Raw genomic sequence first — 15,700 nt, 5'->3', positions numbered from 1 at the left:
CCGCCGCCCGGGCCGACCGCACAACCACAACCGAGGAGCGATCACACCATGACCCACACCCTGCCCGTCCAGCAGGCCCCGGAGCTGCCCTACACCCAGGCGGACCCGGACCAGCTCGGGACGTTGTACAAGTTCCTCCGGGTGGTGGACGTCGTCGACGCCATGGACGGCATCGGCTACTTCAACATCGGTCTGATGAACCACGACGTGCGTCCGCTCTGGCGGGGCATGAAGTTCTTCGGCGAGGCCGCCACCCTGCGCTGCGTCCCCTCCAACAAGCCGATGTGGAAGCTGACCAGCACCGAGGACGTCGTCGCGGCCCACCGGCTCTGGTTCGAGAAGTACCCGGCCGAGCGCCTCCCCAACGACCTGACCCCCGGCCACGTGGTGGTGATGGACTCCGGCGGCGGCCCCGAGGTCGGCTTCTGGGGCTCGGAGAACGCCATGGGCACGATCGTCGGCGGCGCGGTCGGGATCATCACCGACGGCTACGCCCGTGACACCGGCGAGCTCGAGGCCCAGGGCACACCGGTGGTGGCCCGCCGTCGCGGCCGCACCATCATCCCCGGGCGGATCGAGGCCGTCGAGGCGCAGACGCAGATCGCCTGCGGCGGCACCCAGGTCAACCCCGGCGACGTCGTGGGCGCCGACGACGACGGGGTGGTCGTGGTGCCCCGCGAGGTCGCGGTGGAGGTGGCCACCCACGCCCGGGCGGTGCTGCTGAGCGACATGCGGGCCCGCAAGCGCCACTACGACAAGCTCGGTCGCCCCGGCGACGCCAGCACCGACGTCGAGGCCGTCGAGGCCTGGTACGCGAACGTCTGACCCGGCCCGGCCGGGCACGGACGCCGAACGTGCGTCCGTGCCCGGTCACCGGCCCACCCGTCCCGGCCGACGTGAGGGGCGGACGTGCGCTGCCGGACGCTCCCGTCCCGGCCGACGTGGGCCTCGCGGCCGGTACCGCCGGCCGTGCGACGCGCCGTCCTCTGCGCCGGGAGCCTGATGGTCCGGTCCCCTGTCCCCCGTCCCACCACCCGACAAGGACGCCATGAACCTCCTCGACGACCTCTCCGACCTGCTTCCCACCGACGTCGGCCGGGCCACGCTGGTGGGCCGGGTGCTGGACCCCGCGGTCGCGGGACCCTGCGTCGTCACCGTCCGCGGTGAGGAGCTGGTCGACGTCTCCGCGAGCTTCCCCACCATCTCGGACCTGCTCGAGCAGCCCGACCCGGTCGCTGCGCTGCGGCAGGCCGAGCCGGGGCGAGGGTGGCCGCTGACCGACGTGCTCGCCGCCTCGCTGGCCGAGGGCGCGGGCGATCCGGCGTCACCCACGCTGCTGGCCCCGGTCGACCTGTCGGTGCTGAAGGCGGCCGGGGTGACCTTCGCCAGCTCGCTGATGGAGCGGCTGATCGAGGAGCGCGCCGGCGGCGACCCCGCCCAGGCCGACCGGCTGCGTGGTGAGCTGGAGGCGGTCGTCGGACGCGAGGTCTCGGCGGTGCGTCCCGGCAGCGAGGACGCGGCCCGGCTCAAGACGGACCTGCAGTCGCGTGGACTGTGGTCGCAGTACCTCGAGGTCGGGCTCGGCCCGGACCCGGAGGTGTTCACCAAGGCGCCGGTGCTGTCGGCGGTGGGGTGCGGTCAGCAGGTCGGGGTGGCAGAGGTGTCGAGCTGGAACAACCCCGAGCCCGAGGTGGCGCTGGCCGTGACCTCGACCGGACGGGTCGTGGGCGCGACGTTGGGCAACGACGTCAACCTCCGCGACGTCGAGGGCCGGTCCGCGCTGCTGCTGCCCAGGGCGAAGGACAACAACGCCTCCGCCGCGGCCGGACCGTTCCTGCGGCTGCTGGACGACGACTTCACCCTCGACGACGTCCGTGGCGCCGCGGTGCGGCTGCAGGTGCTCGGTGTCGACGACGGCTTCGTCCTCGACGGGACGAGCGACATGAGCCAGATCTCCCGCGACGTCGCCGAGCTGGCCGCCTACACCGTCGGGGACGCGCACCAGTACCCGGATGGTGTGCTGCTCTACACCGGCACCCTCTTCTCCCCCACCCAGGACCGGGACCACCCCGGCATGGGCTTCACCCACCACCTCGAGGACGTGGTCCGCATCTCCAGCCCCCGGCTGGGCACGCTGGTGAACCGCGTCACCCGCTCCGAGACCGCCCCGCGCTGGGAGTTCGGGCTGCGTGCCCTCATCCGGAACCTCCACCAGCGCGGGTTGCTCGACCGCGTCGGCCACTAGGTCGGAGGAGGAGCTGCTGCCGCCGGCTCGGCCGTCCCGCTCCAGCTGGGCCTCCCTTGCCGGCGCAGTTCCCGCGAGCCGGGGCGCGGCTGAGCCCCAGCGGTGTGGAGTGGCGACCGCGACACGATCGAGCCCCGGCGGCGGAGCGGCCGCTGCGCGCTGCGGACCCTTGCTGCCTCACCCATCTCGTGATGTCACTCCTCGCGGCGCGTCGCTGATCCATCTGTTCGCACCGGGAGGCAGCCGTCACCCACGGGGCGCTCAGCCGCTCCTGCCCGGGGCCTCCCGGCCGGAACCTGACACGCCTCAGCCCCGAGGCCACCCCTGCCCACCGGACAGAACCGGTGGGCAGCTCGCTGCACCGGGTGGTGCATCGCCGTCACGCGGTGAGCGCGTGTCCGCCCTTACCGTCACCCGGATGGGGACCGATCGGCGTGAGGAGCGCCGGGTCGAGCGGTGGTGGTGCCGTGGACTGGTAGCCGTGGCCGGTGGGTGTGGTGGTGCGGACGGTGTGGCGCGGGCCGGGGCGTGGTCGGGCGGTCCAGCCGGGTGACTCCTTGGCGTAGTTGCAGGCCTCGCACAGACCTTGACCGTTGCCCAACGAGGTCGCGCCGCCGTCGGTGGCGGGGACGACGTGGTCGGTGTGCCGGATCGGGGCGTCGCACCAGGGGGTGCGGCAGGTCCGGTCGCGGAGTCGGATCAGCTGGGCCAGGCGGGCGGGGTAGCGGCGGGCGCGGCTGTCCGCGGCGACCAGCTCGCCCGTGCCGGGGGTGGTGTAGAGGCGGCGGATCCAGGCGCGGTCGGTGGTGGCGAGCTGGCGGGCGAGGTCGGCGGGGACGGGGCCGTAGCCGTCGACGTGACCGGCGCCCGGCCCGCCGAGGAGGACGGTGTCGGAGACCAGGAGGTGGATCATCACCGACGTCTCCGCCGCGCTCGCCTCACCGCTGCCCCCACCCGACCGAGGAGTCGCGCTCTGGCCGCCACCGGTCTCGCTGTCGCGCTGCTGCGACGACCCGCGCGGCTCACCCGCCTGCGTGTACGCGCCACCGGGCTCACCGCACTGCGAGTACGCGCCGCCGGGCTCACCGCTGGCACACGACGGACCGCGCTCGCCCTCCGCCTCGGACCGTCCACCCGGGTCCGGGCTGTGCGGCACGTCATCCGGCGCGGCGCCGTGGGAGCGGTCGTGCGCACGGCTGGTGCCCAGGACCCGTTCGACGAGGGTGTCGGCCATGATCTGCCCGCGGCCACGCCCGTCACCGGCGGCGACCTCGGCGTCGGCCTGCCGGCACAGGAAGGCGTGGACCGCGACCCCGTCCTTCACCGGGAGCAGGGCGCTGAGCTGGCTCATCGTGTCCGGTGCCGGTCGCAGGCTCACCCGCCGCTCGGCCTCGGCGCGACGGCGTCGCTGCACCGCGGCCTCGGGGTCGAGGCGGTAGGAACGGGCGCGGGCCTCGGCGATCAGCTGCCCCTCACCCATCGCCTCCAACCGGTCAGGGTCCCCGGCCATGGCGTGGTCGACCTCGGCGCGGTGCTCCCGGGACAGGCAGGCGGTCTCCCGGGCCAGCAGGGTCGCCCGCCACTCGGAGATCCGCCCGGCCCGGAGCGCGTCGAGGGTGTGGGGCAGCTCCCGGTCCAGCACGAGCGCCAGGCCGAGGTGCTGCCGGCCCCGCGCGGGTGACTCCCGCCGCGCCAGGGCGACCTGGGCGGCCACACCGCGCCCCTGCCGAGCGGCCGGGACTCCGCGACGCCCCTCCTCAGCGCGGGTCTCCCGGTCCAGCTCGGCGGCCGCGACGGCCTGCACCGCCTCGGCAGCGCACTTCAGCACCTCCAGCGCCCGGATCACATCGACCAGCGCCGCGGGCTCGACATCGAGCTCGGTGGTGGTCGTCAGACGCTCCGTCCAGGACTGGACCAGCGATGCATCGACGGCAATCCCACCGGTGGCGTCAGGCGTGCTCGCAGCACCCGGGGCCATCAACGGCGACACCCGTGCAAGCACCTCCTGAGCTGCGTCCATGTACCGAATCTACGGACGGCCACTGACATTTCCGCGGCTCCACCGGTCTCACGGTGTCGTTGTACACACAGCCCGCCATCGGGTCCGACGGACTCGTCGTCCGGGTACCAAGGCGGGCATGAAGCGCGGGACACAGGGCTGGTGCGTCGCCCCTCGTGGGCTGGAGCCCAGAGGGCCACCCGACCGTGAGGGGAACGGCGACACGAAGCTGTCCACCAGGACCGCTGCACGCCATGGACCGAACGCGCGGTCAACATGGAGCCACCTGGGGTCAGGACCGGCCGCGAGCCAGTCGGCACAGCGGTCCACGGGGCGAAACGGCACCCACGCCGGAGCCGACACAACCCCGGCCGTGGCGGATGGCCGTTCGAGGGGGTCGTGGCCGCCGACTGTGGCTCTGATGAATCGCCATCGACGGCCTGCGAAACCGGGTGCTGCATCTGCGGGCGCCTCCAGACGGGCCGTCTGCCGCGCGTCAGCTCCGCCCAGTCGGAACCGGTGGGCGCCGAACGCCGGAGCCGGTTCCACGGGGTAGGAGACGCGCGCGGTAGACCGCGGAGAGCGGGTCCGGGCCGCGAGTGCAACCCGCGATGCCTGGCGGACAGTGCTCAAGGCGTCTCTGATGGGCGCGCCGCCAGCCACCGACCCATTTAGATGGCGTCCCGCGACCGGCTCACCGCTCCAGCGACTGCTCCCGCGCGGCCGGTGCGACGAAGGCCACCAGGGCCACCAGGACCAGCACCACCAGAAGCGCGTGCAGGATCCCGACCTGCTCACCGAGGAACCCGATCACCGGCGGTCCGACCAGGAAGGCGACGTAGCCGATGGTGGCCACGGCGCTGACCCGGGCCGCGGCCTGGCGCGGGTCGTCGGCGGCGGCCGACATGCCGACCGGGAACCCGAGCGACGAGCCGAGCCCCCACAGGGCGATGCCGACGAAGGCGAGCGACGTCCACGGGGAGAAGATCGTGGTGGCCAGCCCCACCGAGGCCACCAGCGCGGTGGCCCGCAGCACCGGCACCCGGCCGAAGCGGTCCAGCACCCACACCCCCGCGACCCGGCCGACGGTCATCGCCGTCACGAAGACGACCAGACCGGCCCCGCCGACGGCGTTGCTGGTCTGGTGGCCGTCGACCATGGCCAGCGCCACCCAGTCGTTGGCGCTGCCCTCCGCGAGGGCCATCCCGAGCACGATCAGGCCGATCAGGATGGTGGCCGGCTGGCGCCACACGGCCAGCCGGTCACGCGCGGTCGACGCCGGCTCGTCGGCCTCCGCCCGGGTGTCCAGGCTGTTCTCGTGCTGGGTCCAGCGCACGCCGACCAGCACCGCGGCCACCAGCACGACGGCGAGCACCGCCATCTGCGGGCCCACACCCACCCCGAGCAGCTCGGCCAGCGCCCCGATGCCGGCCCCGCCCATGGTCCCGAAGCTGAAGAACGCGTGGAACAGCGGCATCACGGTGCGACCCAGCGCCCGCTCGGCCACCGCGCCGTTGAGGTTCATCGCGACGTCGGTGGTGCCCATGCCCAACCCGGCCAGCACCATGCCGGCCGCGAGCAGCGGGTAGCTGACCAGCTCCACGCCCATCCCGGCGGCCACCATCCCCGCCCCGAGCAGGGCGAAGAAGAAGGCCATCGTCCGCTGGGAGCCGAAGCGGGCCAGCACGTGGCTGCTCGCGACCAGCCCGACGATCGAGCCGATGGCCATGGCCAGCACCACCAGACCCATCTGGCCGGTCGTCGCGCCGAGCTCGTCGCGGACCCGCGGCAGCCGCGCCGCCCAGGACGAGAACGTCAGCCCCGTGGCCAGGAACACCAGGAAGACGCCGTTGCGCCACCGCACCACGGCGGCCCGGTCGAGCTCCACCCGGGACGCGTTCAAAATCGATTCAGACACGGGACCAGTCAACCACCAACAGAGACGGTCCCGCTCCCGCCACCGCCGCCCACCAGGGCACCGGACGCCGACGGCTCGGCCACGACCCCGCCCGCCGTCACCAGGCCACCCCGACCCACCGTGCTCTCGCGCACCTGCAGGGTCCAGGGCACCTCGACCGACTCCGGCCCGGTCGACTCGTTCTCGATCCGCGCGATCAGCAGCCGGAGCGCCTCCCGGCACAGCACGGTCAGGTCCGCCGCGACCGTGGTCAGCGCCGGGGTGGAGTAACGACCTTCGGCGATGTCGTCGAAGCCGGCCACCGCCACCTGATCGGGGACGCTGACGCCGGCCTCGGCGCAGGCCCGCAGCGCACCGACGGCGAGGAGGTCGTTGAAGCAGAAGACCGCGTCCGGCGGGTCGGGGAGCGCCAGCAGCTCGTGCATGGCCCGCCGGCCGTCCTCGCGCTCGTAGTGGGCGACCCCGCGCACCAGCTCGGGGGCCAGGGCCAGCCCGGCGGCGGCCAGCGCCTGCTGGTAGCCGTCCAGCCGCACCGACGCCGTCCCGCGGACCGACTCCCGGCCGATCGCCGCCACCCGGCGCCGACCCAGCGAGACGAGGTGCTCGGTGACACTGCGGGCCGCGGCCACGGAGTCGACCGCGACGTGGTCGTAGCCCGGCGGCACCCCCCGCTCCCCGAGCAGCACCATCGGCAGCCGGTCGGCCCGGTCGGCGATCTCCTCGGCCGACAGCGCCAGCGGGGAGAAGATCACCCCGTCGATCAGGTGGCTGCGCACGCCGTCCAGCACCAGCCGCTCGGCCTCGGCGTCGGCACCGGTGGTGTCGAGCAGCATCAGGTAGCCCCGGCGGGTGGCCTCGGCGCTCACCAGCGCGGCCAGCTCGGCGAAGTAGGGCGACTCCATGGCCGGCACGGCCAGGGCCAGGAAGCCGGCCTTGCCGTGCTTGAGCTGGCGCGCGCTGACGTTGGGCCGGTAGCGCAGCTCGCGGATGGCCGCCTCGACCTTGGCCCGGGTGGCGGGGGTGATGTGCGGGTAGTCGTTGATCACGTTCGAGGCCGTCTTCACCGAGACCCCGGCGCGGGCGGCGACGTCCTTCAACCGCGCGGTCACGGCGAGACCGCCCCGCTCACCGGCCGGACCGCCCGGTCCTCGACGGTTCCATGGTGGGCAGCCTAGCCGCTTTACAACGCAGGTCAACCGTTGTAGAAATGGTTCACCCGGCCACGTCAACCGTTGTAAACGGCGTGGCTCGTGCTCGACGGAGAGGACACGGTGGAGACCACCCCATCGCCCACGACCGGGATCGCCCGGCCGCCCCAGCTCGCCCTCGCGAGGGTGGTGGCCGACCCGGCCTTCGTCCTCGCCCCGGTCCGACCCCGGCTCTTCGGCTCCTTCGTGGAGCACATGGGCCGCTGCGTCTACACCGGCGTCTACGAGCCCGACCACCCCACCGCCGACGAGCACGGCTTCCGTGCTGACGTCGCCGGGCTGGTCGACGAGCTCGGCGTCACGATGGTGCGCTACCCCGGCGGCAACTTCGTCTCCAACTACCGCTGGGAGGACGGCGTCGGCCCGCGCGAGGAGCGCCCCGTCACCCTCGACCTCGCCTGGCGGGCCATCGAGCCCAACCAGGTCGGCACCGACGACTTCCTGGGCTGGTGCGAGCGCATCGGCGTCGAGCCGATGATGGCGGTCAACCTGGGCACCCGCGGGCTGGCCGAGGCCGTGGACCTGCTGCAGTACACCAACGCCGAGCCCGGCCTCGCCACCGCCGACCGCCGCGTGGCCAACGGCCGCACCGAGCCCTGGGACGTCCGGCTCTGGTGCCTGGGCAACGAGATGGACGGCCCCTGGCAGATGGGGCACAAGACCCCCGAGGAGTACGCCCGCGTGGCCGAGGAGGTCGGCCGGGCCATGAAGCGCTTCGACCCGACCCTCGAGCTGGTCGCCTGCGGCTCGAGCAACCGGTCGATGCCCACCTTCGGCACCTGGGAGCGAGTCGTCCTGGAGCAGGCCTTCGACCAGGTCGACCACATCTCCGCCCACGCCTACTACGAGCCGGTCGACGGCGACGTCGACTCCTTCCTGGCCAGCGCCGAGGACATGGAGCGGTTCATCGACGCCGTGGTGGCCACCGCCGACCACGTGGCCGCCGTCCGCGGCTCGGACCGGCGCATCGACGTCAGCTTCGACGAGTGGAACGTCTGGTACCAGTCCCGCTTCCCCGGCGAGCTCGGTCTGGACATCCGCGACGTGGCACCCCTGATCGAGGACGTCTACGACCTGACCGACGCCGTGGTGGTCGGCAGCCTGCTGATCACGCTGCTCCGTCACACCGACCGGGTCTCGATGGCCTGCCAGGCCCAGCTGGTCAACGTGATCGCCCCGATCATGACCGAGCCCGGCGGTCCGGCCTGGCGGCAGACGATCTTCCACCCCTTCGCCCTCACCGCCCGGCACGCCCGTGGCACGGTGCTCCGGCTGGCGGTCGACTCCCCGCTGGTGGCCACCGCGCGCTACGGCGAGGTCGACCAGCTGCACACGGTGGCGACCTGGGACGAGACCACCGGGGAACTGGTCGTGCTGGCCGTCAACCGCGGCCTCGTCGGCGACCTCACCCTCGACCTCGACCTGTCCCGCTTCGGCGACCTCTCGCTGGTGGAGCACCTGGTGCTCACCGACGCCGACCCCGCCGCGACCAACACCGCCGCCCAGCCCGAGCGGGTCGTCCCGCGCCCGGGCGACGCGACCCTGGACGACGGCCGGCTGACCGCCTCCCTGCCGGCGGTCTCCTGGCACTGCCTGCGGCTCTCCGCCGCCCCCAGCACCACCCCCGCCCCGCTCGACCGATCGTCGGCCCGCGACGAATCGCCCACCGATGGAAGGAACCACTGATGTCTCCGACGACGATGTCCGCACTCACCCGACGGGGCCTGCTCACCGGCGGGCTGGGAGCAGCGGCCGCGCTGGGTCTGGCCGCGTGCGGCGGCGCCGGCTCGGCGGGCGTGCCCGGCAGCAGCCAGGCCCCCACCGGTGACGGCGGGACCAGCGGCTACGACGGCCCCCCGGTCACCCTCCAGTTCTGGAACGGCTTCACCGGTGGTGACGGCCCGATCATGAAGAAGCTGGTCGAGAAGTTCCAGACCGAGAACGAGAACATCAAGGTCACCATGAACACGATGCAGTGGGCGGACTACTACGCCAAGCTGCCGAGTGCCGTGACCGCGGGCAAGGGTCCCGAGATCGCGATCATGCACGTGGACTCCGTGGCCACCAACGCCGCCCGCAAGGTCATCCAGCCGCTGGACGACGTGGCCACCGGTCTCGGTCTGTCCGAGGCCGACTTCGCGCCGGTGCCCTGGCAGGCCGGCCTGTGGCGCGAGCAGCGCTACGCCATCCCGCTGGACGTCCACCCGCTCGGCTTCTTCTACAACAAGAAGGTGATGGAGGACGCCGGCCTGGACCCCGAGGCCCCGCCGACCGACGCCGAGTCCTACGGCACCGCGCTGGACACCCTGAAGAGCAAGGGCGTCGAAGGGCACTGGGCCACCCCGTTCCCCTTCACCGGCTCGATGACCGTCCAGGCGCTGCTGTGGCAGTTCGGCGGCGACCTGTTCAGCCCCGACGCCACCGGTGTCACCTGGGCCGACGCCCCCGGCGTGGAGGCCATGACCTGGTACGTGAACCTGATCAAGGACGGGCACTCGCCGTCCAAGATCGCCCAGGACGCCGACGCGATCGCCCTGCAGAACGGCAAGACCGCGTTCAACTGGAACGGCATCTGGAACGTCAACACCCTCAAGGAGCAGGAGGAGCTCGAGTGGGGCGTCGCACCGCTGCCCAACATCGGCGGCACCCCGGCGGCCTGGGCGGGCTCGCACCAGTTCGTGCTCCCCACCATGAAGACCCCCGACGAGAACAAGAGCCAGGCCGCGCGGGTCTTCCTCAACTGGATCAGCCAGCAGTCCCTGGAGTGGGCCAAGGCCGGTCAGGTGCCCGCCCGCACCTCGGTCCGCGAGTCCGCGGAGTTCCAGGCGCTGCCCGAGCAGTCCGCCCTCGCCCAGCAGGTCGACGTGCTGCACTTCCTGCCGCCGGTGGCCGGCATCGGTGACGCCATGACCGAGTGGGACAAGGCCCTCAACGAGGCCGTGCTGGGGAGCAAGACCCCCCAGGCCGCGCTCTCCGACGCCGCCGGGCGGGCCACCAAGATCCTCGAGGCCAACTCGAAGAAGTACGGCTGAGGCCATGAGCGCCACCACAGACGGGGCGCTGCGCCCGGTGCCGGGAACGGCACCCGGGCGCAGCGCATCGGGACCCGCGGACTCGATGCGCTTCGGCGGCGTGCACGGGTCCAAGATCACCCCCTACGCCTTCCTGCTGCCGTACCTGGTCCTCTTCGTCGTGTTCGTGGCGGTCCCGGCCGTCTACGGCCTGTGGATCAGCCTGCACGACTGGGACTTCCTGCTGGAGGGGAAGCCGTTCGTCGGCCTGGACAACTACACCGCCCTGTTCGACCCGGCCTCGGTGCAGTTCGAGCCGTTCTGGAACGGCATGCAGGCGACGGCCATCTTCACCGTGGCCAGCGTCCCGTTCCTGGTGGTGATCCCGCTGGGGCTCGCGGTGCTGCTGCACCGCAAGTTCCCCGGCCGCACCTTCTTCCGCGCGGTCTTCTTCGCCCCGTACGTGCTGGGCGTGGCGGTGATCGGCCTGATGTGGCGCTACCTGCTGGACCCGTCCTTCGGGGCGGTCAACGGCCTGCTGGGTCTGCTCGGTCTGCCCTCGGACATCCCGTGGACGACCGGGCAGCCCTGGGCCTGGATCTCCCTGGTCGCGGTCACCGTGTGGTGGACGATCGGCTTCAACGCGATCATCTACCTCGCCGGGCTCGGTGACATCGGCGTCGAGCAGTACGAGGCGGCCTCGCTGGACGGGGCCTCCGCCTGGCAGCAGTTCCGCTTCATCACCGTCCCGGGGCTGCGACCCGTGCTGGTCTTCGTCATCACCATGACCGTGCTGGCCAGCGCCAACATGTTCGGCCAGAGCTACCTGATCACCCAGGGCGGGCCCGGTGACTCCACCCGGACCGCGATCATCGTGATCACCGAGCTCGGGCTCAGCCAGTACCGGATGGGCCAGGCGGCGGCGATGAGCTACCTGCTCGCGGTGTTCCTGGCCGTGGTCTCCATCATCAACTTCCGTCTGCTCAAGGAGCGGAAATGACGACGACCTCCGAGACCACCGAGCGCCTGCCCGGTGGTACCACCGGTGACAGCCCGGTCAGCCCGCGCCAGGCCCCGGGCCGGGGGCGCAGGCCGCTGCCGGGGAAGGTGCTCTTCTGGGTGGTGATGAGCCTGCTGACGCTGGTCTTCATCGGCCCGCTGGCCTGGATGCTGCTCACCGCCTTCAAGAGCAACGTCGAGAGCCGCACCGTGCCGCCGACGTTCTTCCCGGCCGAGCCGAGCCTGGCCGCGTTCAACACGCTGTTCTTCGGCGACGACTCCTCACCGGTGCTGCTCTGGGCGGCGAACTCCTTCGTGGCCGCCACCGCCCACGCGCTGCTGGTGCTGCTGGTGTCCTCGATGGCCGGCTACGCGCTGGCCCGGATGGAGTTCCCCTTCAAGAAGCTGCTGTTCGGGCTGATCATCTCCACGCTGTTCGTGCCGGGCTTCATCTTCCTGATGCCGAACTTCCTGATGCTCAACCGGCTCGGCTGGCTGGACACGCTGTGGGCGCTGATCGTGCCCGGCGCAGCGGGTGCCTTCGGGGTCTTCTTCATGCGGCAGTTCTTCGCGGCGCTGCCGCTGGAGCTGGAGGAGAGCGCCCGGATCGACGGGGCGGGCCCGTTCCGGATCTTCCGCTCCATCGTGCTGCCCAACGCCCGCCCGGCCCTGGTCACCCTGGCCGTGCTGTCCTTCCTGGCCAACTGGAACGACTTCGTCTGGCCGATCTACGTGCTGTTCTCCCCCGAGCGGCTGACCCTGCCCGTCGGGCTCAGCAAGCTGCAGGGCGCCTACACGACCGACTACCCGGTGATCATGGCCGGCGCCGCCATCGCGAGCGTCCCCGTGCTGATCCTCTACTCCTTCGTGCAGCGCTACGTCATCGAGGGTGCCGCCAGCAGCGGCATCAAGGGCTGACCGCCCGCACCACCCGCACTCCCCACCCACCGATGTGACGAGGACGTCCATGAACCCCTACCCGCTCCGCCGGCTGCTCGCCGGTCTCACCGCCGGCGGGCTGGCCGCGGCCGGCCTGGTCGCGGTCGGCTCCGCCGACGCCGCGCCCCGCACCGAGGAGATCCGCAACCCGATCAGCGCCTCCTTCGCCGACACCTTCGCCGACCCGGCCGTGATCCAGGGCAAGGACGGCTTCTGGTACGCCTACTCCACCGCCGACCCGCTGCGCGAGGGCGACGAGCCGGGCGTCATGCACGTCGCCCGGACCCGGGACTGGGTCGACTGGGAGTACCAGGGCACGGTCTTCGACGAGGACAACCGCCCCTCCTACGCCAGCCCCACCGCCGGGCTGTGGGCCCCCGACATCCGCTACGTCGACGGCCGCTACGTCCTCTACTACACCGTGACCGACACCACCGCCCCCGGGGACGACTCCGCCATCGGTGCCGCCACCGCCCCGAGCCCGACCGGCCCGTGGACGCCCACCGGCGCCCCCGTGGTCGCACCCCGACCCCAGGGCGACGGGTTCCTGTGGACCTACGACCCCAGCCAGCTCACCGACGTAGACGGGCGCCGCTACCTCTACTACGGCTCCTACTACGGCGGTCTGCACGTCACCGAGCTCTCCGCGGACGGGATGACCGCTGTGGGCGAGCCCACCCAGGTGGCCATCGACAACCGCTACGAGGGCAGCTACGTCATCCGCCACGACGGCTGGTACTACCTGATGGCCTCGGCGGCCAACTGCTGCGCCGGACCCACCACCGGCTACTCCGTCTTCGCCGGCCGCTCCCGCTCCCCGCTGGGTCCCTTCGTCGACGCCGACGGCATCTCGCTGCTGGACTCCCGGGTCGGCGGCACCGTGGTGCTCACCCAGAACGGGAACCGCTGGATCGGCGCCGGCCACCACGCGGTGGCCACCGACGCCAGCGGCCGGGACCACATCGTCTACCACGCCCTCGACCGCCAGGACCCCTGGCTGACCGAGCCCTTCGGCATCAACGAGCGCCCGATGCTGCTGGACCGGCTGGACTGGGTGGACGGCTGGCCGCGCACCCGTGCCGGACTCGGCCCGAGCGACGAGCCGCAGCCCGCCCCCGTCACCGGCTCCGGGCTGGGGATCACCCCCGAGGACCCGGCGGCGGCAGGCTTCCGCGGCCTGCGCCCGGGCCCGGTGGACCCGCAGGCCGGGCGCACCGCACTGGTGCAGGGCCCGGCCAGCACCCGTCAGGACGCCCCCGCCCGCACCCTGCGGCTGCGGATGGACGTCCGCGGTGACGAGCCGCTCACGGTCGACCTGGGTCGGGCCCGCATGGGCGTCTCGGTCACCTGGGCCGACGGCGCGCTCACGGTGACCACCACCCGCGGCCGCGACGTCCGCACCACCAGCACCGACGCCCCGGCCCGCGACGGCTGGCAGACGCTGACCGTCGAGGTCGACCGCTCCGACGTGGTGGCCTCCCTCAGCGAGAGCGACCTCAACGACCCCTCCGCGGAGGTGGGGCACAGCCACCGCGGTCTGGTGCTGCCCGGCGCGCCCGTCGCGCTCTCCTCGACCGGGGCGCTGGTCGACAACGTGACCGTGCGGCCGCTGGCCGAGGAGGACGCCCGACTGGCGCCCGAGCCCCGCACCGGCCGGCTGATCGGCGGTGAGGAGTTCGACGGACCCGGCACCTCGCTGGACTGGGTCCGCGAGGACCCCGACGCGACGGTGTCCGGCGGTGCGCTGCGCTGGCCGCTGCAGGCCGCCGACCTGACCGGCGGGAGCAACGACGCCGGCGTGCTGCTGGCCGACGCCCCGGCCGGGGACTACATCGCCGAGACCAAGGTGACCCTCGACCTCGGCACCGACGAGGTGCGCAACTACCAGCAGGCCGGTCTCGTGGCCTACGCCGGGGACGACGACTTCGCCCGGCTCTCCACGGTGGCCATCTGGAACACCCGCCAGACCGAGTTCGGCCGCGAGCTGGTGGCCACCGAGGACGGTCGCACCAGCTTCGGCGGGGCGCTGGTGGGCACCCCGGCGCCGACGGTGTGGCTGCGGCTGGCCCACAGCACCAACGAGGCCGGTGAGCACCTGTACCGGGCCGGCACCAGCCGCGACGGCCGGAGCTGGACCTGGGGCGCGGTGTGGACCTTCGAGGCCGGCACCGAGCCGCGGATCGGCCTGGTGGCCCACGGCGGGGACACCCCCGCCGCCACCGCGGTCTTCGACCACCTGCGCTTCTACGAGCGCCGGGACCGCAACCGGTGACCTCCCTCCGGCGCCGGCCCGCCCGGGTCGCGCTGGTCGTGGCCGCCCTGGTGACCCTGCTGACCTCAGCCGGGTGCCAGGGCGGCACGGCCGGCGGCCCGTCCACCCCCGACCCCGACCCCGCGCAGGAGAGCAGCATGGGCTTCACCAACCCGATCTTCGACCAGAACTTCCCCGACCCGATGATCATCACCGCCGAGGACGGCAGCTACCTGGCCATCGCCACCAACGGCAACGGCAGCAACGCCCAGACCCTGGTCAGCGAGGACCTGGTGACCTGGTCCCAGGGCCCGGACGCGCTGCCGGACCTCCCGGCCTGGAGCTCCCCGGGCAAGGTGTGGGCGCCGGAGGCGATCAAGCACTCCGACGGCCGCTACCTGCTCTACTACACGACCCGGGCGCCCGACCCGGAGATCCAGTGCGTCGGGGTCGCCGTGGCCGAGCGGGCCGGTGGGCCGTACGTCGACGAGCGTCCGGACCCGCTGGTCTGCGAGGAGGAGCAGGGCGGCTCGATCGACGCCCACCCCTTCACCACCAGCGACGGCACCCGCTACCTGTACTGGAAGAACGACGGCAACGCGGTCGGGGTGGACACCTGGATCTCGGTCCAGGAGCTCGACGAGTCCGGTACCGAGCTGGTCGGCGAGCCCCGGCAGCTGTTCAAGCAGGACCTGCCCTGGGAGGGGACGCTGGTCGAGGGCCCGTTCCTGTGGGAGCACGAGGGCCGCTTCCACATGTTCTACTCCGCCAACTCCTACGCCTCGCCGGACTACGCGGTGGGCCACGCGGTGGCCGACGACCCGCTGGGGCCGTTCACCAAGACGCCGGAACCGATCATGGTCGGCAACGACGTGGCGGCGGGCCCGGGTCACTGCGCACTGTTCGAGAAGGACGGCCGGGTCTGGATGGTCTACCACGCGTGGTACCCCGGCGAGGTCGGCCCGGACTACCCCGGGCGCACCATGTGGCTGAGCGAGGTCACCTTCGACGGCGACTCCGTCTCGGTGGTGCCGCCCACGCTGGACTACCCCGACCGCCCCTGATCCGGGTCCGGGCGCACCCGGGTGCCCACAGGGGTTGTCTCGGGCTACCGGCCGGTAGCAGACTGT

General features: G+C 72.6%; 11 protein-coding genes. 8 read left to right on the top strand and 3 right to left on the bottom strand.

All coding sequences use genetic code 11. The features are described from left to right. Nucleotides 1-48 precede the first annotated feature (48 nt). Together BLT52_RS05545 and BLT52_RS05540 are read left to right on the top strand one after the other, a co-directional pair. Nucleotides 49-825: an RraA family protein gene (locus tag BLT52_RS05545; RefSeq protein ID WP_090591404.1), complete on the top strand. Its 777-nt coding sequence runs from the start codon at nt 49-51 to the stop codon at nt 823-825. A 223-nt stretch (nt 826-1,048) separates the two neighbouring features. Next, on the top strand, nt 1,049-2,245 hold the full coding sequence (locus tag BLT52_RS05540; RefSeq protein ID WP_090591402.1) for a fumarylacetoacetate hydrolase family protein: 1,197 nt from the start codon (nt 1,049-1,051) through the stop codon (nt 2,243-2,245). A 379-nt stretch (nt 2,246-2,624) separates the two neighbouring features. Here the strand turns inward: BLT52_RS05540 and BLT52_RS21170 are convergent, their stop codons facing one another. The 3 genes from BLT52_RS21170 to BLT52_RS05525 all read right to left on the bottom strand — a co-directional run bounded on the left by BLT52_RS21170 (nt 2,625) and on the right by BLT52_RS05525 (nt 7,271). Continuing rightward, nucleotides 2,625-4,265: an HNH endonuclease gene (locus BLT52_RS21170; protein ID WP_090591400.1), complete on the bottom strand. Its 1,641-nt coding sequence runs from the start codon at nt 4,263-4,265 to the stop codon at nt 2,625-2,627. A 673-nt stretch (nt 4,266-4,938) separates the two neighbouring features. Continuing rightward, a complete protein-coding gene (locus BLT52_RS05530) occupies nt 4,939-6,162 on the bottom strand; it encodes an MFS transporter (RefSeq protein ID WP_231946516.1) in 1,224 nt (407 codons plus the stop codon). A gap of 8 nt (nt 6,163-6,170) precedes the next feature. After that, nucleotides 6,171-7,271, bottom strand: coding sequence for a LacI family DNA-binding transcriptional regulator (locus BLT52_RS05525; RefSeq protein ID WP_090591398.1), 1,101 nt, complete (start codon nt 7,269-7,271; stop codon nt 6,171-6,173). A 162-nt stretch (nt 7,272-7,433) separates the two neighbouring features. Here BLT52_RS05525 and arfA point away from each other — a divergent pair, with 162 nt between their 5' ends. The 6 genes from arfA to BLT52_RS05495 are packed head-to-tail and all read left to right on the top strand — an operon-like array spanning nt 7,434 to nt 15,634. Continuing rightward, entirely contained in the window at nt 7,434-9,056 is a 1,623-nt protein-coding gene (gene arfA, locus BLT52_RS05520) for an arabinosylfuranosidase ArfA (RefSeq protein ID WP_231946515.1), read from the top strand. Then, complete coding sequence (locus BLT52_RS05515) at nt 9,056-10,402, top strand: ABC transporter substrate-binding protein (RefSeq protein WP_231946514.1); 1,347 nt, start codon at nt 9,056-9,058, stop codon at nt 10,400-10,402. The genes arfA and BLT52_RS05515 overlap by 1 nt, the downstream gene beginning before the upstream one ends. A 4-nt stretch (nt 10,403-10,406) precedes the next feature. Next, nucleotides 10,407-11,381, top strand: coding sequence for a carbohydrate ABC transporter permease (locus BLT52_RS05510; RefSeq protein WP_331712559.1), 975 nt, complete (start codon nt 10,407-10,409; stop codon nt 11,379-11,381). After that, a complete protein-coding gene (locus tag BLT52_RS05505) occupies nt 11,378-12,298 on the top strand; it encodes a carbohydrate ABC transporter permease (RefSeq protein ID WP_090591390.1) in 921 nt (306 codons plus the stop codon). The genes BLT52_RS05510 and BLT52_RS05505 overlap by 4 nt, the downstream gene beginning before the upstream one ends. 49 nt (nt 12,299-12,347) lie before the next feature. Continuing rightward, complete coding sequence (locus BLT52_RS05500) at nt 12,348-14,591, top strand: family 43 glycosylhydrolase (protein ID WP_090591388.1); 2,244 nt, start codon at nt 12,348-12,350, stop codon at nt 14,589-14,591. After that, the gene (locus BLT52_RS05495) at nt 14,588-15,634 is read left to right on the top strand and encodes a glycoside hydrolase family 43 protein (protein WP_231946513.1); all 1,047 of its coding nucleotides are present in this window, start codon (nt 14,588-14,590) and stop codon (nt 15,632-15,634) included. Before BLT52_RS05500 ends, BLT52_RS05495 begins: the two co-directional genes overlap by 4 nt. Nucleotides 15,635-15,700: the final 66 nt, after the last annotated feature.

Source organism: Auraticoccus monumenti, from assembly GCF_900101785.1.
GTDB classification, from domain to species: Bacteria; Actinomycetota; Actinomycetes; order Propionibacteriales; family Propionibacteriaceae; genus Auraticoccus; species Auraticoccus monumenti.
This window is presented reverse-complemented; position numbering and strand designations above follow the sequence as displayed.

Coding starts and splice junctions, on each gene's coding strand:
- BLT52_RS05545 (WP_090591404.1), top strand. CDS start 49: ATGACCCACACCCTGCCCGTCCAGCAGGCCCCGGAGCTGCCCTACACC.
- BLT52_RS05540 (WP_090591402.1), top strand. CDS start 1,049: ATGAACCTCCTCGACGACCTCTCCGACCTGCTTCCCACCGACGTCGGC.
- BLT52_RS21170 (WP_090591400.1), bottom strand. CDS start 4,265: ATGGACGCAGCTCAGGAGGTGCTTGCACGGGTGTCGCCGTTGATGGCC.
- BLT52_RS05515 (WP_231946514.1), top strand. CDS start 9,056: ATGTCTCCGACGACGATGTCCGCACTCACCCGACGGGGCCTGCTCACC.
- BLT52_RS05510 (WP_331712559.1), top strand. CDS start 10,407: ATGAGCGCCACCACAGACGGGGCGCTGCGCCCGGTGCCGGGAACGGCA.
- BLT52_RS05505 (WP_090591390.1), top strand. CDS start 11,378: ATGACGACGACCTCCGAGACCACCGAGCGCCTGCCCGGTGGTACCACC.
- BLT52_RS05500 (WP_090591388.1), top strand. CDS start 12,348: ATGAACCCCTACCCGCTCCGCCGGCTGCTCGCCGGTCTCACCGCCGGC.